Origin of the sequence: Azonexus sp., from assembly GCF_030824335.1 — a bacterium.
GTDB lineage: Bacteria > Pseudomonadota > Gammaproteobacteria > Burkholderiales > Rhodocyclaceae > Azonexus.
Window position 1 is genome coordinate 40,897 of the sequence record NZ_JAVBXX010000012.1, and the last position, 20,381, is coordinate 61,277.

A 20,381-nucleotide genomic window follows, 5' to 3' on the forward strand; every position below is an offset into this window, starting at 1 on the left:
CTGCCTTGAGCACAAATTGCTGGTCTACGCCGACCACACCTAGATGAAAACTCCACAAATAAAAGCTCCTAAAAACATCACCAATGAACCCTGAACACACCAACATCATGTAGAACAATCTGAGACAATAAGCTCATTGTCATTACAGGTACTAAAGCGATGAAACCCCGAATTTGGCCAGAAAAGGCATAACGATGGTGGAGAAAAACCTGCATGGAGAAAACTCCAGCACACGGCCGAAAAACCACAGGTTTTCGATACTGATGCTGTTGACCAATATTCTGTCTTTGTTTGTTGCTGCGCTGATGCTAGTGCCTTCTGCAAACGTACATGCACAACCCCGCGACGAGAAGATCGACGAAATAATTCAGATTCTTGCACGCCTTGAGCTGCCTAAATATCGTGCAATTATTGCGAAGAAAACCACAGACGAAACGATTCATCTTGCACTTAAAAAAGCTGGAGAACAACAGGAACTGGGATATCTATGGAAGCCGGGAAACACTCATTGGGACAGCGCCGTCGCTACCATTTTGCAGCACATCCAGACAGATTATGAGAAAAAAACTGGAATTGCAGCTGCAAGGAGTCCACTTGTTCGTGAAGCGCTGAATGGGCTTACCGATATTCAGTTGAATGAAATATCAACACTATTTCTCTCGGATCTTTTTTCAAAGTCAGTCAGCCATGCAGATAACATAACAGTCTCGATCATTCTCGGAAGTTTTTTTAGCGATCTGGCAAACCCCGAGGAGTCCGGGGGGTTTCCGAAGGAGTTTAAACAGTTCAAGCAGATGACATCATCACCGCAAGCTGAAGTCTTTCAGCAAATTGGCCTGCAAACGTTAATTTCGACGTTGAGAATTGAAAATTCTTCGGTACTGATGATTTCCCAGACAATGCTATCGAAAGAAACCATCAGTGAAGTCGTCAAGATTATCAATTCATTTCGCATTGCCAATCACATCCCCCCCCCACTGCCTCCAGAGTATGCGGCCGACTTCATTACAGACAAAAAGAAAGAAAAGGAAGCCCGCAAACAAGCAAATGCCGCCATTCGTGGTGACATCAATGCATTCGAGATGCTCGTTACCGATGCCCAAAATGGCGACCCGATTGCTCAGGCTGAACTCGGACGCATATACACCGTTGGCATAAACGTCCCACAAGATCACAAAGCCGCTTTCGAATGGACCCAAAAAGCAGCAGACCATGGATTGCCCAGAGCACTCTACAACCTTGGCCTAAATTACCAAATGGGGAACGGCGTTGAAAAAAATCTGATCAAGGCAGAAGAATACTACCGACTATCAGCAGATAAAGGCTTTGCCCGGGCTCAGTTAACACTGGGCTTGATGTACCGCAACGGTAATCCTGTAGCTCAGGACTACCAACGCTCTCTTGCCTTGATTCAGTCTGCTGCCAACCAAAGGCTTCCATCGGCCGCTCTCGCCATGGCGGAAATTTACGACGCGGGTGCCGGAGTCTGGCCGGACGAGAAAAAAGCCGATATCTGGCTGAAACAAGCCGAAGAAAATGGGCTTAGTGCCGCAAGAGCCTATCGCAAAGACCGCAAGAACCACAAGGCGCAATTCCAGTCGCTCCTTGCAGCCAGTCCTGCATCGGCAAAAGCATCTCCCACATCAGGCGAAAAATCGGAACTTAATCGCAGGCTGATCAGCGCGGTGAAAGAAGATAACATCGCCTACGCAAGCGCTCTGTTGGCCGCAGGCACAGACATCGAAACACGGGACCAGCGACCATATAGAGATGAAACACCTTTACATCACGCGGCACGAAAAGGATCAATCGATATGGCCGCCATGCTTATTTCTCATGGGGCCAATGTAAACGTTACGGCTCAAACAGGGTTTACGCCATTGCATGTAGCAGCGGGCCTAAACAAGGCTGCCATGGTGAGCTATCTCCTTCGTTCGGGTGCTAACGTAAATGCCCTTGATACAACACACGGCATGCCATTACATGCCGCAACCGTCCAAGGGCATCCCGACATAGTCCAGTTGCTTTTAAGCTCAGGTGCAAATCCGAATGGCGTATCTGGTAACGGAGTCACACCGCTACGGATGATCTTTCAAGCAACAAGTTACTACAAATCCCATACCAAGATATTGGATATGTTGATTAATGCCGGCGCCGATCTGTTCGATCATGCCGTGTTTCTCTTGATTGCCAGAAGATCCGATGAAGCCGCCATGAAATTGCTTCGCGGTAATTATGGAATCGACTGGGCAGCCCCCCCGCAAAGGGAAAACATGAACCTGTCAATACCACCGGTTGTCGAATTGGCTTGCGCGAAAAAAGAAATGCTCGTGCGCTATCTTCTTTCAGAACACCCGGATCGCCAACGTATCAAACTAAATGCATCAGGGCCGTGGGGAACACCACTGAATTGTTATGAATGGAAGAAGGAATCCTTGGGGCTACTCGAATATCTACTTATGGAAGGATTCGATCCCAATGCCGCAGATAGCTCGGGGGTATCAGTTCTTCACCGCGTATATGACCAAGACGCGATAGATATTTTATTAAGATATGGTGCCGATCCAAATCGACCAGACAAACTTGGACAAACCCCCATCTACAATTTCGTAGTACGTTCAGAGACTGACCTTTCATCAGTTATCGCCAAAGGCTATCTGCTTGAAAAAAGAGATCGATACGGCAGAACGCCACTCCACTACGCTTACAACCTGAAAGTATTGGATTTCCTCATCGCTCATGGTATGGACATCAATGAACGCGATCTGGAAGGCAAAACCCCACTGCACACGGCTGCTGAACGTGGGCGTGCAGCAACAATCACATCCCTTCTAAAGCATGGAGCGGATGCAAATATTCGGACCAATTACGGGTTAACGGTCTACCATCTGGCTGCCAAATCGGGGGATGAAGCAACCAACAAGGCCTTATTTACTGCCAACCCCGAAGGTTCTCAAGCACTGGATAACGACGGTAAAACACCACTGCACTATGCGGCAGAATCAGGATATGGCACGACTATTGAGATATTGATGGCGTGCGGAGCCAATGTAAACCAGCGTGACAAGAATGGTGACACCCCATTGATTTCAGCAGCTCGCAAAGGGAACGCAAAGACTGCGTACTTTCTTGTAAAAAATGGGGCCGATGGAAACATTACCGACAAGAACGGAAAATCTGCATCAGAAATATTTGTACCGAACGAGAAACTATCCCGAACATATATAGACAAGGCCCTAAAAGGAGGGGAAACACCTCCTTGGCGCTAGCAAGATCGCTCACAGGAATTAGGCGTCTCCTTCCAAAGTGCCTCGGCCGGTCAAACTTTGAATCGGTCGAATCCACTGTTCGCGATCATTGATCGTCAAGAATGGCCTAGAGTTGCCAGGCCTCGCCGCCGCCCAGCAGGGTCATTTCGATGACCCGCTTGGTCAGGTGCGGCGCGAACAACTCGATGAAGTCGTAGTCGAAGCGGCGCAGGTAGCTGCCGCGCCGCACCGCCAGGCGGGTGGTGTTTGACTCGAAAAGATGACCGGCATCGATTGCCACCAGCCCGCTGTCGCGCTGTTCGTCGAAGGCCAGCTTGGCGATGATGCCCAAGCCCATGCCAAGGCTGACGTAAGTCTTGATCACATCGGCATCGAGTGCGGTCAACGCGATATTCGGCTCGATTTCCAGCCGCTCGAAGGCGCGATTGATCCGTGAGCGGCCGGTAAATGCCGCATCATAGGTAATCAGCGGCCAGCGCGCCAGTTCCTGCAGGGCCAGCGGCTGAGAGGCCAGGATCGGGTGACCGGCCGGCGCGATCACGCAGTGCGTCCATTGCTGGACCGGGAAGGACACCAGTTGCGGATGCTGGTCCAGCGACTCGGTGGCGATACCGACATCGGCCTCGCCACTCGCCACCCAGTCGGCCACCTGCAAGGGGTTGCCCTGATGCATTTCCAGCTTGACCTTGGGATGACGCTCAACGAAATCGCGCACCACCGTCGGCAAGGCATAGCGGGCCTGCGTGTGCGTTGCCGCCAAAACCAGTTTGCCGGAATCGCCGGTGGAAAACTCGGCGCTCGCCCGCTTCAGGTTTTCCGCTTCACGCAAGATGCGCCGAGCGATATCCAGCACCACTTTGCCCGGCTCGGTAATCGCGGTGAAACGCTTGCCGCTGCGCTCGAAAATGGCGATGCCGAGTTCGTCTTCAAGCAGGCGGATTTGTTTGGAAACGCCTGGTTGCGAGGTGTAAAGCACCTCAGCCGCCTCGGAAACATTGAGTCCCTGGCGTTCGATTTCGACGATATAGCGCAGTTGCTGGAGTTTCATGAATGGCTTAATAACAAAATACGATAACAATCTAACTCAATATTCTTTTTGATTCAATCAACGACCGTTACGATGCGCACCTCAAGATATTGCCGCGCTTGCCTGCGGCCACAGAGGAAAAGCATGTACCGCTACGATGCCATCGACCGCCAACTGATCAACGAACGGGTTGATCAATTCCGCGACCAGGTCCGCCGCTGGAAAGCCGGCGAACTGACTGACGACGAATTCCGTCCGCTGCGTCTGCAGAACGGTTTGTACATTCAGCGCCATGCGCCGATGTTCCGCATTGCCGTGCCCTACGGCATGCTGAACAGCGCCCAGATGCGCCAGCTAGCCCACGTTGCCCGCAAATACGACCGGGGCTACGGCCATTTCACAACGCGCCACAACCTGCAGTTGAACTGGCCGAAGATCGAGGATGTGCCGGAAATTCTCGCCGAGCTGGCCAGCGTCGACATGCACGCCATCCAGACCTCCGGCAACTGCCTGCGCAACATCACCACCGATCAGTTCGCCGGTGTTGCTGCCGATGAAATCATCGACCCGCGCCCGCTGGCTGAAATCCTCCGCCAGTGGACCACCTTCCACCCAGAATTCGCCTTCCTGCCGCGCAAGTTCAAGATCGCCATTTCCGGCACCCGGGAAGACCGCGCCGTCACCTGGTTCCACGACATCGGCCTGCATTTGAAGGAACAAGACGGACAGACCGGTTTCACCGTGATCGTCGGTGGCGGACTGGGCCGGACGCCGATCCGCGGTCAGATCGTGCGCGATTTCCTGCCCTGGCAAGACATCCTGACCTATTGCGAAGCCATCCTGCGCGTCTATAACCGCTACGGCCGCCGCGACAATGCGTACAAGGCGCGCATCAAGATTCTCGTGCAGGCGCTGGGTGTCGAAGAATTCGGCAAGCTGGTCGAAGGCGAATGGGCTTTCCTGAAGAATGGCCCGGCGACCATCACGCAGGCCGAATACGACCGCGTGGCCGCCCATTTCAGCGCGCCAGCTTATGTGCCCTCTTCGACGGTCGACGCCACTTTTGCCGCCAAAAAGGTCGAGGAAAAAGCCTTCGCCCGCTGGGTCGACCGCAACACGCACGCCCACAAGGTGGCGGGCTACGCTGCCGTCACGCTGTCGTTGAAACAGCACGGCATCGCGCCGGGCGACATCACCTCAGAGCAGATGGATACCGTCGCCAACCTGGCCGAGCGTTACAGCTTCGGCGAACTGCGCATCAGCCACGAACAGAACGTCATCCTGGCCGACGTCAAGCAGTCCGACCTGTACGAAGTCTGGCAACAAGCCAAGGCGGCCGGCCTGGCGACGCCGAACGTCGGCCTGCTGACCGGCATGATCTGCTGCCCGGGTGGCGATTTCTGCGACCTGGCCAACGCCAAGTCCATCCCCATCGCCAACGCCATCCAGGCCCGCTTCGACGATCTCGATTACCTGTTCGACATCGGTGAGATCGACCTCAATATTTCCGGCTGCATGAACGCCTGCGGCCACCACCACGTCGGCCATATCGGCGTGCTCGGTGTCGACAAGAACAACGACGAGTTCTACCAGGTCACCCTGGGCGGGCGTCAAGGTTACGCAGCGAAACTGGGCAAGGTGATTGGCCCGTCGTTCGCCGCTGACGAAATGCCGGATGTCGTGGAAAAAATCATCAAGGTCTATCTGGAAAGCCGCCATGCCGATGAGCGCTTCCTCGACACCTTCGATCGCATCGGCATCGATCCGTTCAAGAACCGCGTTTATGAAGGCCGCGCGCACGGCAAGGCCAAGGCCAGCACCAAGGAGGCTGAATAATGTCCCAATTGATCAAACAGGCCGGTGTTGCGGTCGACACGTGGAAAATCCTGGAAATCGCCGAAGGTGAAACGGCGGAAAGCCTGCCCCTGCCCGCTGGCGATATCATCTTCCCGCTCGCCGTCTGGCTGGCCCGCAAGAACGAAATCATCTCCTGCCACAAGCGCATCGGCCTGCTGCTGCAAGCGGACGAACGCGTCGAGGATGTTGCCGATGACCTGGAATACTTCATCATCATCGCGGTCAATTTCCCGAAATTCGTCGACGGTCGCGGCTACACCACGGCCAGCCTGCTGCGCCAGCGCTACCAGTACCAAGGCGAACTACGGGCGGTCGGCGATATCCTGCACGACCAGTTGTACTACCTGAAGCGCGTCGGTTTCGATGCCTGGGCATTGAAGGACGGCAAGAACACCAGCTATGCGCTGGAAAAAGGCTTTGCCCCGTTCAGCGACGCCTACCAAACCAGCACTGACCAGCCCGAACCCTATTTCCGCCGCCGCGCCTGATATCGCCATGACCCCTGCCCTACTCAACATCACGCCTGAACTCGCCGCCAGCACGGCCAGCAAGACTGCTGCTGTCCAGGCCCTGCTCGCCGACATCGCCGGCAACTGGTCGCCGGCGGCTTTCGCCAACAGTCTGGGCGCCGAAGACATGGTGCTGACCGACCTGATCGTCAAGGCGAAACTGCCGATCGAAATATTCAGCCTGGACACCGGTCGCCTGCCGCTCGAAACCTATGACCTGATGGCTGCGGTCGACAAGCATTACGGGCTGAAATTGAAAATCTACTTCCCGCAAGCCGAGGAAGTCGAAAGCTATGTGCGCAATCACGGCATCAACGCTTTCTACGAATCCGTCACGCTGCGCAAAGCCTGCTGCTATGCACGCAAGGTCGAACCGCTGAAGCGCGCGCTGGCTGGCAAGCGCGCCTGGGTCACCGGCATGCGTGCCGAACAGGCCGCCACCCGCGGCAACCTCGCTTTCCGGGAATACGACGAAGGCAACGGACTGGAGAAGTTCAATCCCTTGTCGGACTGGAGCGAAAAGGAAGTCTGGACCTACATCAAGCAGCACGGCGTCCCGTACAACGCGCTGCACGACAAGTTCTACCCTAGCATCGGCTGTGCCCCCTGCACGCGGGCCATCTCGCTCGGCGAAGACGTCCGCTCCGGCCGCTGGTGGTGGGAAGACCCGACCTCCAAGGAATGTGGCTTGCATGTAAAGGCCTGAGCCCAAGCAGCCGCACACATGCCCCGCAGAGGCAAACCGCAGACCGGACAATGTCATTGCCCTGCAACATGAAGCGCCCTATGATGAATCGCCAAACGCTGCGCCAATCCGGTGCAGCGTTTGCTTCAACATCAAGGAGAAAGTCATGGGATTTTTCAGCAATATTCTTGAAAAACTGGGTTTTGCCAAAGCCGACGCCGCCCCGGCCGCAGCCGAAGTTGCTGCCAGTACCGCTCCCAGCGCCCCCGCTGCACCACAAGTTCAGGCCGTAGCACTGGTTGACGTAGTTGCCCAACTGGAAAAAAGGGCCGCCGCCAGCAGTCAGCCGCTGAACTGGAAAACTTCGATTGTTGACCTGCTGAAACTGCTGGAAATCGACAGCAGCCTGGCCGCACGCAAGGAGCTGGCAAACGAACTGTCCTGCCCGACTGATTTGATGGGAGACTCCGCCAAAATGAACATTTGGCTGCACAAAACTGTCCTGGCCCGCATCGCGGCAAATGGCGGCAACGTGCCTAAAGAACTGCTCGACTGAACCAGCAGGGCAACTCAAGCGCTGGCGGACTGCTCGCATGCTCGACCAGAATGGTGACGGCAATGCCCCGGATGACATCCTGGGCATGCTCGAGAAAGCCGTCCTTTGAAAACAGAATCGACCTTCACAACGACAACACACAGAGGAGATCACGCATGAGCTGGATTGTTTCCCTGATCATTGGCGGCATCGTTGGCTGGCTGGCCAGCATTGTCATGAAAACCAACGCCCAGATGGGCCTGATCGCCAATGTGCTCATCGGTATCGCCGGCTCGATGCTGGGTTACTGGCTGGCCGGGCTGGTCGGTATTGCACCGACTGGCGGCATTGTACGTTTTGTCATCGCGATTGCCGGTGCAGCACTACTGATTTTCATCCTGCGTCAGCTCGGCATCTTTCGCAAGGAATGACCGGCGGACAGTGACTGATCAATCGCCCGGCCAAAATCTGGCCTGAGTCCTACCGGTGGCAGAAGACAGGTCGTTTGACCCGCGCCAATGAGCTGTCTTCCGCCACCCTTTTACCTTTACCCCGATTACACAGAAACGCTGATGTTCAACCCGCTGCTGATGGAAACCGTCAGCGCTACACCACTCAGCGAAAATCCAGCGCCTGCGCCATAGCAATCTGCCGTAGCTGCCGTAGCTGCCGTAGTTGTCGGCGTTATCGGCGTTGCTGACTGTTGCATGGCTTTGCCCATTTCGGCCAGTTTCTTTTCGGCTTCACGCAGGTCGTCTTTCGCCTCTCTCCCGGCAGCAGCAAGCTTGGGCTTGAGCATGTCAATCACTTCCTTCAGTAGCTTCTTCGCATCGAGCAACAAGCCACGCAGCACAGCGTTGTCGATTTCTTCTTCATTGGCAGGCGTTTGGCCGGCATTGCCGGGCTTGAGCGGCACTTCACGCCGATTTGCTGCCTCAGCCTTGCTGCGGTCCACCGCCGCACGCTCGATCTCAGCAACATCCGCAGGAGTTTCAGCCACAGCGCCTTGCGCTTCGGCCGGGACAGCCTCGCTCCCGCTGGCGGTTTGGGCTGCGCTCCCCGCACTGGAACGCCCACCAGCGCTCTTTGCTGCCGAGGCGAGCTGTCCGGCAATCTCCTTCAACTCCCGCGCCAGTGCCTTGGCTTGCTCCGGAGAAGCGTGCAGCAACATCATCTTCAGGGCATCGAGCCGGCGCTGTAGGTAACCGACCTTATTCTGCGCCTGCTGCTTGGCAAGTTTCTGCGGGCTGGGCATCGCCCGCAGACGTTGCAAGCCTTCCTGCATGTTACGCAACTGTTTTTCCTGCGGATCTTCAAGCGTTGCAGCGCTTTTTTCACCCATGCTCAGACCTTGGGACTGGCGTAATGCGGGCAAAACGTTGGTCATTGATTCATGGATTTTCATGGTGAAGCTCAGAAAAGGGACATTTTCCTTAACGTCATATGACGGGAAAACATGAGGCTGCTTGCCAAGATAACGCTGCGCCACGATGCAGCACGATTGGCCGCGACGCCTGTGGATTCTACGTATCCTCCCTCAATAACCTTTGCTGCACCGCAACAAAATGGTAACCTTGGGGTCATAAAATACGGTCTCACCAGGTGGAGTAACAGCATGAGCGATATGGATCTGAAGCGTTTTTTCCTTGAACAGGTTCCCCTGTTTGCCAGTTTTTCAGCCGACAAAGTTGAGGAAATCGTCATCAAGTCTCGGCTTGCCACATTCGAGGGCAACGAAGCCATGCTCGAAACCGGCGACGAAGGGCACGGCATCGGCATCATGATCAGTGGTCATGCCGAGGTATCGACCGGTGACAACACCGGCACCCGGACGGTGATCGCCCAACTTGCCGCCGGCGATGTGTTCGGCATCATGTCGGTCCTGACCGGCGACCGCATCGTGGCCGACGTGATTGCTGGTAACCGCTGTTTCGTGCTGATGATTCCGCAGGAAGTGTTCAATTCCCACGTCCTGACCAATCCCAAGGCCATCGTTTACCTCTCCCGCCTGCTGGCCGAGCGCACTCGCGCCATGACTGCCGACAATCTTGCGGTCAACGCCGCCGGCGTGGCCAAATCGACCGATCCTTATGCCTTGTCGCTGACCACCAACGAACCAGGCAAGATCGTCGTGCTGAATGTCGGGATCAGCCAGATTCATTTCGGCATTTACGATACGGAAGACAGTGGCGCCGATATCCACGGCGTGATCGACAATGCCGACACCCAGCTTGCCCACATTACGGTACGAGTTGGTCCGCACCAGCAAAGCATCGAACATACACCGTTCAAGCTCTCCGACCTGTTCCGGGTGATGAGCGAAGCCACCGCCCTGCTCGGCCCGGCTTTCACCTTCCACCCGGAAGACGTGACGGCCGTTGGCCACCGCGTCGTGCACGGCGGCAACAAGTTCTCCAGTTCGGTCGTCATCACCCCGTCGGTGATCGCCGACATCGAGGAGCTGGCCGTCTTTGCGCCGCTGCACAACCCGGTCAACGTCGCCGGTATCCGCGTCGCCATGAAGCAGTTCCCGAACGTGCCGCAAGTCGCCGTATTCGATACCGCTTTCCACCAGACGCTGGCGCCCTACGCCTATCTCTACGGCCTGCCCTACGACCTGTACAAGCAGCACGGCATTCGCCGCTACGGCTTCCACGGCACCTCGCATCGCTACGTATCGCTGAAGGCGGCCGAAGTATTGAAGCGCCCGCTCGGCGAACTGGAAGTAGTGTCCTGCCACCTCGGCATCGGTGCCTCGCTGTGCGCCATCGACCACGGCCGCTCGGTCGACACCACGATGGGCATGACGCCGACCGACGGCCTGATCATGCCGAGCCGCTCGGGCAGCATCGACCCAGCCGTGATGATCCACCTGATGGAACAGCACAAAATGTCGCCGGAGCAGTTGTCGACATTGATCAACACGGAAAGCGGCCTCAAGGGCATTTCCGGCATTTCCAGCGACATCCATGAAATCGAGGCGGCAGCGGCCGAAGGCCATCACCGCGCCCTGCTCGCGCACAAGGCTTTCTGCTACCAGGTGCGCAAGAACATTGGCGCCTACGCGGCGGCGATGGGCGGCATCGACGTGCTGGCCTTTACCGGCGACATCGGCGAAACCAGCGCCACGGTGCGCAGTCTGGCCTGCCAGGGGCTTGGTTACATGGGCATCAAGCTGGATGAGGACAAGAACCGCCACCTCGGCAATTTCGATTCGCACGCGGTCATTTCGGCCGACGACTCGCCAGTGAAGATTCTCGTCGTCGCCAACGACGACGAACGCTTGGTCGCCTGGGAAGCGCTGCGCGCCATCGAGCGCAACCAGTTGCTGCTCGAAGCCCGCGCCGAAGACACGCCAGCCATTCCGGTAGAAATTTCAGCGCATCACGTGCATCTGGCGCAAGCCGATGTCGAAGCACTGTTCGGCCCCGGCCACCAACTGACACCGATGCACGAACTGTCGCAACCCGGTCAGTACGCCTGTGAAGAACAGGTGCACCTGGTCGGCCCGAAGGGGCGCATCGCCAAGGTCCGCGTGCTCGGCCCGACGCGCAAGGAAACCCAGGTCGAAATCGCGATGACCGAGCAGTTCAAGCTCGGCGTCCAGCCCCCGATCCGTCAGTCCGGCGACCTCGCCGGCACGCCGGGCGTCACGCTGGAAGGTCCGTACGGCAGCACCACCATCGAACGTGGCGTGATCTGCGCCCAGCGCCATATCCACATGTCGCCGGAAGACGCCATGCGCTTCCGCGTACGTGACAACTATGTCGTGCGTGTTCGGGTTGAAGGCGAGCGCGAGCTGATTTTTGGCGACGTCGTGGTCCGCGTGAATCCGGCTTTCCGGCTGGCCATGCACATCGATACCGACGAAGGCAATGCCGGCAATCTGAAAACCGGCATGCTGGGCTACATCGAAGAAATCCAAAGCCGCCACTAAGCGGCCTGTGGGGTGGTAGCGCTACGGCGGCTACCACCACCGTTTCAGTTCGTCGGCAACTGGTCGATATGCTGGCACGCCTCGGCCAACGCCGCCCCCAGCGCAGCAATGTCGTCGTGCAGTAAAGCCTCATCCAGATTGCTGCGCACCGCTTCATTGATCCTGGCCGCCAGCGCATGCACCGCATTCAGCGACAAAGTCCCCGCTGCCCCTTTCAGGGAATGCACGACATGTTCAACCGCCTCGCGATCACCAGAGGCCAGCAAGGTGCGCAGTACATCGACATCGCCGCGGTGCTTGTCGACAAACATGTGCAATAACTGGGCAGCCTTCGGCGCCTTGCCACGCATCATCAGCAACAAGGCCTGGGTGTTCAATCCTGGTATCTGCTGCAGACACTGCTCAATACTTGCCGGTGCAACCACTAACTTTCCGCCATTCTCAACGATGGATGGCAGCGCCCCCGGTACTTTCGGCAACCAGCGAACCAAGGCGGCATACAGCGCGTCGGGATCGACCGGTTTGGCAACAAAATCGTTCATGCCGGCTGCCAGGCAGGCTTTCCTGTCCTCAGCAAAGGCATTGGCCGTCATCGCCAGAATGGGTAGATGGGCTTTCCCTGGCAATTCACGGATTCGCCGGGTTGCCTCGAGTCCATCCATGACTGGCATCTGCACATCCATCAAGACCAGATCAAACGGCTTGCTGGCCACCTGCGCCAGTCCCTCGCTGCCATTGTTGACGACCTCTACCGTCAGCCCCAGATCGCGCAACAAGGTGCAGGCGACTTCCTGATTAACCAGATTGTCTTCGCATAAAAGAATGCGCAGCCCCTGGTGATCGCGCAGCAGAATGTCCTCCGACAATTCGCCACGATCAAGCAAGCTATCGACAGGCGCTCCGGCCTCGGACAATGTCAGGCGAACGGAAAACCAGAAGCGACTCCCCTGTCCCGGCGTGCTGTCGCAACCCGCACTGCCGCCCATCAATTCGGCCAGTTGCCGGGTAATTACCAGCCCAAGTCCGCTCCCACCATGCAGGCGGGTGGTTGAGCTATCGGCCTGCTCGAACGGATTGAACAGACGGCCCAGTGTCTCGGGATCAATGCCGATGCCGGTATCGCACACCTCAAAGTGCAGTTCAACCATTTCACTATCTTGTTGCTGCACGCGGCACCGCAAAATCACCGATCCCTGATCGGTAAATTTGATCGCATTGCTCAGGTAATTGAGCAATGCCTGCGACAAACGGGTCGGGTCGCCATGCACGGCTTGCGGTAGATTCGTCGCCTCCAGTGCAAGTTGCAAGCCCTTGGCTTGTGCCCGTTCGCGGACCAGACCGAGCGTGCGCTCAAGCAATTCCGCCAAATTGAAATCGGTCTGCGCCAGCTCGAGCTTCCCGGCTTCGATACGGGAAACATCGAGAATATTGTTGATCACCGACAACAAATGATCGGCCGACGCCTTGATCATGGCCAGATGGTTTTTCTGTTCCTCATCGACTACCTGCTTGAGCAGACGATGCGCGAGGCCGACGATAGCATTCATCGGCGTCCGGATCTCATGGCTCATGTTGGCCAGGAAAGCAGATTTCGCCCGATTGGCCACTTCAGCCGCCGCTTTCGCCGTTTCCAGTTCAGCCGTCCGCAAGCTGACCAGTTTTTCGAGGTGGTGGCGATGCTGCTCAAGCTCTTCGGCAATGCGCTTGCGCTCGGTAATATCCTGCTTGACCGCCAGATAATGCGTCACCCGACCATCGGGCTGACGGATCGGGGAAATCACCGCGTATTCATAATAGATTTCGCCCGATTTATTCCGGTTGATCAGTTGCCCCGACCAATTTTCACCGCGACGCAGCGTCGCCCATAAAGCTTCGTGCTGTTCCTTCGGCGTCAATCCGCTTTTCAGCACTTTCGGATTCTGGCCACGCAGTTCATCAAACGAATAGCCGCTCACTTCGACAAAAGCCTGATTGACGTATTCGATCCGCGCATCCAGGTCGGTAATGACGACCGAAACCGGGCTTTGCTCAACCGCCTGGGACAATTGGCGTACGCGGGATTCGGTTTGCTGCTGGTCTTCCAGCATGCTGAGCAAGGTCAGACGCATCTTGTCAGCCTCGGCCAGCAGGCGTTCGCTTTCCGCCTTGGCCGAGCGCATGGACTCCTCGGCCACGACGCGATCATTGACATTGCGCGACAGGATCATGAAATGACGCGGACTGGCATCGCCCGGTTTGAGCGTGGTCGACAACTCAAACCACTGTGCGCCGGCCGGCAAGGGCAGCAAGATAAGCTGACCATGCGAACTGCCGGTTTTTCCTGCCTCGCTCAGGGCCGCATGGCCGGCAGCCACGGCATCCGGCGGCAACACTTCGCTCATCAGCCGGTTGAGTACGGCCTCCTTCGGCAATAACAACTCTTCGTTGTCGTTCGCCCACACATTCAGGAAACGCCCCGTTTCATCCACCTCGAATAGCAGATCGGGCATGGCATGCAAGGTGGCATCCAGATGATTGCTCAAGGCTCGCAATTCTGCCGCCTGCAGCAGCAGACGTTCACGCTCGCCAAGCAAGTCATGCATGCTGCTGGCGACCCGATGACGCAAGGTCAGATTCCAGAGCAACAGCATGGCCCCGAAAACCAACAGCGCCAGCCCGCCATACGCTGCGTAGCGAATCCACAAGCTCTCGGAAACGGCCGGCCCCAACCATTTTTCCCTTAACTGACTGGACTCCTCGGCGGAAATTGCCGAAAAACCGCTGTTGACCGTAGCAAGCAGTTCAGCATCGCCTTTTTTGACAGCCCGATGCAGTCGTCCCTGATACAAGGAAAACGCTGCACGAAATTCGTTATTGATGCCCTGGCGGGTCAATAGAAAATACGCCGACGGCGCATCCAGGCAGAAAACCCGGACATCCCCGGCGCTGGCTGCCCCAACCATCACTTCATAGCTGGGATAACGATCCAGACGGGAAACCTGGCCATCAATCAGCTTTTCGATACAAGCATCACCATCCTTGACGCCGACGGAAAATCCGCGGAGCGTTTCCAGGCTTTCAATTCCCTGAATACTTTTATGCACAAAAATCGGCACTTCGATTTCAGCATATGGTGTCGAGAAATCCATCTGCGTCAGACGGGAAGGCGTCGTGAAAATGGTATCGATCACATCCGCCTCGCCATTGGCAAAACGCGCCTGGGCAAGCCCCCACTCCGAAGCCTTCAGTTCGGTAGCAATGCCGGTTTTTTTCGACCACAAACCCCAGGCATCAACCAGATACCCCTTGAGCAAGCCATCGGCATCACGAAAAGCATAAGGCGGATAGTTGTCATCCAGCGCCACGACAATACGATCCGGACTGGCTGCCAGGCTACCCACCGGGCAACACGACATGAACAAGGCAAGCATCAGGGCAGGCAGCAAGCCGGTGGTATTGAACTTCATTCGCCACCTCCAGGTGGTGCAACGCTGGCATAGCGTACCGACTCACCAAGCCGGGCCAGCAGGCCATTGACTTCGCGTTTCAATTCAAGCACCCGCTCTTCACGGCCAATCATCAGCTTCTGCCAGCGGCGCAGTTCAACCAGTTGCTCCTGCAAACGCAAATCCGCTTGGGACAAACCCTGGTGCATGCTGAGCAAAACGGCTTCACGACGGGCATTGCCGATGGCAATTGCCGCCAGCGCGGTTGCCGCACTGACATGATCCTGGGCGGTTTGCGTGATTTCCGGCGATGGTGTTGACCAGTAGATACCGAAGGTTCCCAATACCAGACCTTCGGCGGACAGGATGGGCGACGACCAGCAGGCGGCCAATCCATGGGTCAATGAGACATCCCGGTAATCGGCCCACAAAGGATCGTTGGCAATATCAGAAACGAAGACATCCTTGCCGCGAAACGCTGCCGTTCCGCAGGAACCGGCAGCCGGACCGATCGCCAAACCATCGACCAATGCACAATACGCCTTTGGCATGCTCGGTGCAGCACCATGACGTAAATGCAGACCATCTTCGTCCATCAACAGAATGGAACACTGAATGGTGGAATCCCTGGCCTCGATTTCCCGACAAATGTAATCGAGCACATCAGCCAGCGGCGCTCCAACAGAAATCTGGCGCAGGATGGTATTGCCGAACAGGAGCAATTGCTGCTGCTCCAGACGCTGCGTCACATCGATGGCGATCCCGACAGAACGGAGCGGCTTTCCTGCGGCATCGCGCTCGGTCACGCGACCACGCGAACTGAACCAGCGAAGGCGACCCGCACCATCGCGAATCCGGTAATCGAGTACAAACTGACCGGCCTCCCCCGGCAAGGTCTCAAGAAACGCCTGCCGAACCATGGCACGGTCCGCGGGTTCAACACGCTGCAAGACAAGCTCAAGGGATTCGCTAACACCCAGCGGATCGAAGCGCAGCACGCTATCGAGGGCTGCACTGCGAATCAGCAGATTTTGCCCATGGTCGTATTCCCAGATACCGACACCAGTCGCCTCAAGAACGAGATCCAACTGGCTGGCCAGCGCACTGCGATTTTCTTCCGGCAAAGCCACCTGTTGCTGCTCCGTCATGGTCAAGCTGTGATTCTATCCCGTTCCACGGGCTTTTTCCCCGAGACAGGCCGAACAGCGATTTTTCGGCATTTTTGCGGTCGACCGCAGAAAATTCAAAGAATTGACGCAGATATCCGCTGCACTTCGAGCCACCAAGCCTTACACTGCGCGATTGGCCAACACTGTTCAAATCAATACAGCGCTTCGGCCCCCACCATCCCGCTGCCAGAATGATATCGCCGGGACATTACAGAACACTTTCCACAGGTCAGCCATGCAACCCATCCACGACGTCGACGTCCTTCTATTGCTCACCACGGCCATGGCCGCCAAGCGCCGCCCGGCCGAACTGATCGAGATCATGGCCGCCATCGATCTGGTCCAGGGCAACATCCCGTCCGAAGACAAGCTGAGCGACTCGCTGGTCCGACTCGGCACCGCCGGTCTGCTGGTTCAGGTCGAAAACCGTGTCGGCCTGACCGCCACTGCCGAAGGCCTGATCAAGCTGCTGCCGCGCAAGGGTGAGTACGACCAGCGCCTGTTCGAACTGCGCGGCCTGCTCGGCGCCTTCCAGCCAGTGGGCGAAGCCAGCCCGGTTAGCGTGGCCCCGGCCGAGCTGCGTACCGCCATGCTGGCGCACCGCAGCGCCGCCTCGACGACCGCCAAGAACCTCTTGATGCCCAAGCCAAAACCGGAAGAAAGCCAGCCCCGACCGGGTCAACGTCAGCGCAAGCCGATGCCGAAAGCGCGCAAGCGCGCCGTTTGAGTCAGAAAACCAGCCCGCCCATGAACCAGTCCTTGAGCCCAGCCAGCACACCGGCTGACGTAGCCCCATTCTTAGCCACGTTCGACACCCTGCCGCTGTCGCCGGCCATGCTGAGCAATCTGCAACAGCTAGCCTACCTGCAGATGACGCCTATCCAGGCCGCCAGCCTGCCGCTGGCACTGGCCGGCAACGACCTGATCGCCCAGGCCAAGACCGGTAGCGGCAAGACCGCTGCCTTCGGACTGCCACTGCTGACCAAACTGAACCCGAAGCTGTTCTCGGTGCAGGCGCTGGTGTTGTGCCCGACGCGCGAACTGGCCGATCAGGTGACCCAGGAAATCCGCCGCCTGGCCCGCTTCGAGGAAAACATCAAGGTGCTGTCGCTGTGTGGCGGCTCGGCATTACGCAATCAGGTGACCAGTCTGGAAAACGGCGTGCATATCGTCGTCGGCACACCCGGCCGGATCATGGACCACATGGAACGCGGCAGCCTGAAGCTCGACGCACTGACTACCCTGGTGCTCGACGAAGCCGACCGTATGCTGGACATGGGTTTCCATGACGACATCGCCTATATCGCCAAACGCTGCCCGAAAGAACGTCAGACCCTGCTGTTTTCTGCGACCTATCCGGAAGGCATCGCCCAGCTGGCCCGCCAGTTCCTGCGCCAGCCGCAGGAAGTAAAACTGCTCGAACAGCATGGCGAAAGCAAGATTCGCCAGCGTTTCTACGAGGTCAAACACGAGGAACGCCTGGCTGCCGTGGTCAAGCTGCTCAAGCATTACCGCCCGGTCAGTGCGCTGGCTTTCTGTAATACCAAGCAGCAGTGCCGCGATCTGGTGAACGAGTTGCGCCATGCCGGCATCCAGGCACTGACGCTGAATGGCGATCTCGAACAGCGCGAACGCGACCAGGTCCTGATCCAGTTTGCCAACCGCAGTTGCTCGGTGCTGGTGGCGACCGATGTCGCGGCGCGCGGCCTCGACATCAGCGATCTCGAAGCAGTCATCAATGTCGACGTAACGCCCGACCCGGAAATCCACATCCACCGCATTGGCCGTACCGGCCGCGGCGATCAGGAAGGCTGGGCGCTGAGTCTGTGCAGTCACGGCGACCGGCGCCGGGTCAGCGCAATTGCCGAAGCGATGGCCTGCCAGTTGACCTGGGCCGATCTGGGCACGCTGGACAGCAGTGATAATGGAAAAGACAGCGCACCGCTGGTGCCGCCGATGTCCACGCTGCTGATGCTCGGTGGGCGCAAGGACAAGATCCGCCCCGGTGACGTGCTCGGCGCGCTGACCGGCGATGCCGGCACCGCCGACAAATTCACCGCTGCACAAATCGGCAAGATCACTGTCACCGACCAGAACACCTACATCGCCGTCAACCGCGACATCGCCCGCGCTGCGATCAAAAAACTGGAAGCCGGCAAGGTCAAGGGCAAGACGGTCAAGGTACGCATCCTGACCAACTGAATGGAACGGCGGGCGCCCTGCCCGCCGCTGCGTCAGGCTTTGCTGCGCCGGCTGACGATCAGGATGCCGACGACCACCAAGGCGGCACCGATCATCTGTTCGAGCGATATCTGCTCACCGAGCAACCACCAGCCAAACCCGATCGTCAGCATCGGGCCGATCATGCCGTACAGTGAGGCCTGACCGGCCCCCAACTGACGGATCGCGGCAGACAGGGCAAAGACCGGCACGATGGTGGCAAACACTGCCATCGCCAGTCCCCAGCCATACACCGGCAAGGGCTGAATGAATGCGCTCAAGGGCTGAGCCGCGAAAAAATGGATCAGGGTAACCGCCGTCGACACCAGCATGGCCAGCGCTGAAAAACGCAAGGCACCAAGGCGGGCAATCATCGGCGCACTGCCTGACAAATACAGCGCGTACGACACGCTGGACGCAAAAACCAGCGCCCCGCCGATCAGTACGCTCGCCGAATCACCCTGGCCAAGATCGTGAATGAAGGCAAAGCCGATGCCGCTGTAACACAGCACGATGGCAAAAAACTCGCGCCGAGTGAACGTTTTGCCCTGAAAAAGCACCCCGATCAGGATGGTCAAGGTCGGGTAGGTAAACAGGATCAAGCGCTCAAGGCCGGCAGAAATATATTCCAGCCCCCAGAAGTCCAGGATGCTGGCACCGTAATAGCCGAGGCAACCCAACAGGAAGACGCGCGCCCAATCATCCATACTGAGGTTTTGGCTGGCCTTGTGGCGCACCAGGCCGACCCACAGGAAAACCGGTAGCGAAAAAACCATGCGCAGGGCAAGCAGCGTGATGGCATCGACACCGTAGGGATAGGCCAGCTTGATGAAGATGGCTTTCAGCGAAAAACCCAGGGCGGCCAAAAGTGCCAACCCGGCAGCGTAAGCGTTCGATTTTTCCAAAACCATCCCCGAATCAATATTGGCAAAGCGCCATTAAAACGGCTATTTGACGCCTGAGCAATTGGTATTGCCCAAACAAAGCATTCGATTCAGACAAACGCTTTGATTAGAGGATTTGAAACGAGCAGCCAAGCAATAGCATGGCTGGCTGCCGGGCTACTTATTCGCCGATGACATCAGCCCCGGCGGGGGCGCTGAAACGAAACAGCGTGGCCGGCAGATTGGGATTGCGCTCGGCACGCAACAGGCGAATCCGGGTGGTCTGGCCGAAATTATCGAACAACTCCATCGCTTTCATATCCTTGCCAGCCATGCCGATGCGGACCTTTTCGAAACCGCTCTCCGTGTTTTTCGGGATGGCTTCGACCCAGGACAAGCCTTCGGCGTCGCCCGCTTCCTTCAGCGTGAAGTTCTTTTCCAGTTCGTTACTGCCGGCCAGCAACGCGGCCGGCGAGCCACCGATGGCCTGACCGGCCCGGCGCACGGTCACTTGCTGCAGTTCCGGATCGTGAATCCAGATTTTCACGCCGTCGCCAACTACCAGTTGCGGAAAAGGTTTGAGAATTTCCCAGCGCAACTTGCCCGGCCGAAAAATGGCGAGGGTGCCCGACGAAAGTTGCGGCGGGCGACCGTTGCGGGAAACCACGGCCTGCTCGAAATCCGCCTTGTAGGTCCGCGTCTCATTGAGAAAGCCGCGCAGTTGATCAATCGCGCCAGCTTGCGCGAACAACGGCGTAGCAAGAAATATTGCGGTCAACAGGGTTTTCAGGACGTTTTTCATGGGCCTAGCTTAGCGCAGGGTTGGCTGCTGGATTGTTGCAGGGTGTAAGCGAATGTGTGAGC

The 20,381-nt window shown here is 57.4% G+C and carries 15 protein-coding genes; 9 read left to right on the forward strand and 6 right to left on the reverse strand.

The window, feature by feature from the left end; translation table 11 throughout:
• Nucleotides 1-194 precede the first annotated feature (194 nt).
• Nucleotides 195-3,269 carry an ankyrin repeat domain-containing protein gene (locus RCI20_RS09095; protein ID WP_306604579.1) on the forward strand — a complete coding sequence of 1,025 codons (3,075 nt, stop codon included), beginning with the start codon at nt 195-197 and terminating at the stop codon, nt 3,267-3,269.
• 106 nt (nt 3,270-3,375) lie between these two features.
• On the opposite strand, the gene RCI20_RS09100 is transcribed toward RCI20_RS09095, so the two are convergent.
• A complete protein-coding gene (locus tag RCI20_RS09100) occupies nt 3,376-4,317 on the reverse strand; it encodes a CysB family HTH-type transcriptional regulator (protein WP_306604581.1) in 942 nt (313 codons plus the stop codon).
• Between the two features lie 123 nt (nt 4,318-4,440).
• Here RCI20_RS09100 and RCI20_RS09105 point away from each other — a divergent pair, with 123 nt between their 5' ends.
• From RCI20_RS09105 to RCI20_RS09125, 5 genes are all read left to right on the forward strand, one after another.
• Nucleotides 4,441-6,132, forward strand: coding sequence for a nitrite/sulfite reductase (locus RCI20_RS09105; protein WP_306604583.1), 1,692 nt, complete (start codon nt 4,441-4,443; stop codon nt 6,130-6,132).
• Entirely contained in the window at nt 6,132-6,641 is a 510-nt protein-coding gene (locus tag RCI20_RS09110) for a DUF934 domain-containing protein (protein WP_306604585.1), read from the forward strand. The genes RCI20_RS09105 and RCI20_RS09110 overlap by 1 nt, the downstream gene beginning before the upstream one ends.
• Nucleotides 6,642-6,648: 7 nt before the next feature.
• Nucleotides 6,649-7,368 carry a phosphoadenylyl-sulfate reductase gene (locus RCI20_RS09115; RefSeq protein ID WP_306604587.1) on the forward strand — a complete coding sequence of 240 codons (720 nt, stop codon included), beginning with the start codon at nt 6,649-6,651 and terminating at the stop codon, nt 7,366-7,368.
• A gap of 145 nt (nt 7,369-7,513) precedes the next feature.
• Complete coding sequence (locus RCI20_RS09120) at nt 7,514-7,903, forward strand: DUF3597 domain-containing protein (protein WP_306604589.1); 390 nt, start codon at nt 7,514-7,516, stop codon at nt 7,901-7,903.
• Nucleotides 7,904-8,058: 155 nt separating this feature from the next.
• Nucleotides 8,059-8,313, forward strand: a complete 255-nt coding sequence (locus RCI20_RS09125; protein WP_306604590.1) for a GlsB/YeaQ/YmgE family stress response membrane protein — start codon at nt 8,059-8,061, stop codon at nt 8,311-8,313.
• 125 nt (nt 8,314-8,438) lie between these two features.
• On the opposite strand, the gene RCI20_RS09130 is transcribed toward RCI20_RS09125, so the two are convergent.
• The gene (locus RCI20_RS09130) at nt 8,439-9,287 is read right to left on the reverse strand and encodes a hypothetical protein (RefSeq protein WP_306604593.1); all 849 of its coding nucleotides are present in this window, start codon (nt 9,285-9,287) and stop codon (nt 8,439-8,441) included.
• Between the two features lie 210 nt (nt 9,288-9,497).
• On the opposite strand from RCI20_RS09130, the gene RCI20_RS09135 reads away from it, so the two are divergent.
• Nucleotides 9,498-11,819 carry an acetate/propionate family kinase gene (locus RCI20_RS09135; protein ID WP_306604594.1) on the forward strand — a complete coding sequence of 774 codons (2,322 nt, stop codon included), beginning with the start codon at nt 9,498-9,500 and terminating at the stop codon, nt 11,817-11,819.
• Nucleotides 11,820-11,863: 44 nt separating this feature from the next.
• On the opposite strand, the gene RCI20_RS09140 is transcribed toward RCI20_RS09135, so the two are convergent.
• Entirely contained in the window at nt 11,864-15,265 is a 3,402-nt protein-coding gene (locus RCI20_RS09140; RefSeq protein ID WP_306604595.1) for a response regulator, read from the reverse strand.
• On the reverse strand, nt 15,262-16,392 hold the full coding sequence (locus RCI20_RS09145) for a GAF domain-containing protein (protein ID WP_306604598.1): 1,131 nt from the start codon (nt 16,390-16,392) through the stop codon (nt 15,262-15,264). The genes RCI20_RS09140 and RCI20_RS09145 overlap by 4 nt, the downstream gene beginning before the upstream one ends.
• Before the next feature lie 256 nt (nt 16,393-16,648).
• Between RCI20_RS09145 and RCI20_RS09150 the strand changes: the two genes are divergently transcribed.
• A complete protein-coding gene (locus RCI20_RS09150) occupies nt 16,649-17,140 on the forward strand; it encodes a hypothetical protein (RefSeq protein WP_306604599.1) in 492 nt (163 codons plus the stop codon).
• A gap of 20 nt (nt 17,141-17,160) precedes the next feature.
• On the forward strand, nt 17,161-18,615 hold the full coding sequence (gene dbpA, locus RCI20_RS09155; RefSeq protein WP_306604601.1) for an ATP-dependent RNA helicase DbpA: 1,455 nt from the start codon (nt 17,161-17,163) through the stop codon (nt 18,613-18,615).
• A 32-nt stretch (nt 18,616-18,647) separates the two neighbouring features.
• On the opposite strand, the gene RCI20_RS09160 is transcribed toward dbpA, so the two are convergent.
• Together RCI20_RS09160 and lolA are read right to left on the reverse strand one after the other, a co-directional pair.
• Nucleotides 18,648-19,544, reverse strand: coding sequence for a DMT family transporter (locus RCI20_RS09160; RefSeq protein ID WP_306604603.1), 897 nt, complete (start codon nt 19,542-19,544; stop codon nt 18,648-18,650).
• Nucleotides 19,545-19,698: 154 nt separating this feature from the next.
• Nucleotides 19,699-20,319, reverse strand: coding sequence for an outer membrane lipoprotein chaperone LolA (gene lolA, locus RCI20_RS09165; protein WP_306604605.1), 621 nt, complete (start codon nt 20,317-20,319; stop codon nt 19,699-19,701).
• Between the last annotated feature and the right edge of the window lie 62 nt (nt 20,320-20,381).

Excerpts from the sequence above, each read along its gene's own strand:
- RCI20_RS09105 (WP_306604583.1), top strand. The coding sequence starts at position 4,441 with ATGTACCGCTACGATGCCATCGACCGCCAACTGATCAACGAACGGGTT.
- RCI20_RS09125 (WP_306604590.1), top strand. The coding sequence starts at position 8,059 with ATGAGCTGGATTGTTTCCCTGATCATTGGCGGCATCGTTGGCTGGCTG.
- RCI20_RS09100 (WP_306604581.1), bottom strand. The coding sequence starts at position 4,317 with ATGAAACTCCAGCAACTGCGCTATATCGTCGAAATCGAACGCCAGGGA.
- dbpA (WP_306604601.1), top strand. The coding sequence starts at position 17,161 with ATGAACCAGTCCTTGAGCCCAGCCAGCACACCGGCTGACGTAGCCCCA.
- RCI20_RS09115 (WP_306604587.1), top strand. The coding sequence starts at position 6,649 with ATGACCCCTGCCCTACTCAACATCACGCCTGAACTCGCCGCCAGCACG.
- RCI20_RS09160 (WP_306604603.1), bottom strand. The coding sequence starts at position 19,544 with ATGGTTTTGGAAAAATCGAACGCTTACGCTGCCGGGTTGGCACTTTTG.
- RCI20_RS09095 (WP_306604579.1), top strand. The coding sequence starts at position 195 with ATGGTGGAGAAAAACCTGCATGGAGAAAACTCCAGCACACGGCCGAAA.
- RCI20_RS09150 (WP_306604599.1), top strand. The coding sequence starts at position 16,649 with ATGCAACCCATCCACGACGTCGACGTCCTTCTATTGCTCACCACGGCC.
- lolA (WP_306604605.1), bottom strand. The coding sequence starts at position 20,319 with ATGAAAAACGTCCTGAAAACCCTGTTGACCGCAATATTTCTTGCTACG.
- RCI20_RS09130 (WP_306604593.1), bottom strand. The coding sequence starts at position 9,287 with ATGAAAATCCATGAATCAATGACCAACGTTTTGCCCGCATTACGCCAG.
- RCI20_RS09135 (WP_306604594.1), top strand. The coding sequence starts at position 9,498 with ATGAGCGATATGGATCTGAAGCGTTTTTTCCTTGAACAGGTTCCCCTG.
- RCI20_RS09145 (WP_306604598.1), bottom strand. The coding sequence starts at position 16,392 with ATGACGGAGCAGCAACAGGTGGCTTTGCCGGAAGAAAATCGCAGTGCG.
- RCI20_RS09140 (WP_306604595.1), bottom strand. The coding sequence starts at position 15,265 with ATGAAGTTCAATACCACCGGCTTGCTGCCTGCCCTGATGCTTGCCTTG.
- RCI20_RS09120 (WP_306604589.1), top strand. The coding sequence starts at position 7,514 with ATGGGATTTTTCAGCAATATTCTTGAAAAACTGGGTTTTGCCAAAGCC.
- RCI20_RS09110 (WP_306604585.1), top strand. The coding sequence starts at position 6,132 with ATGTCCCAATTGATCAAACAGGCCGGTGTTGCGGTCGACACGTGGAAA.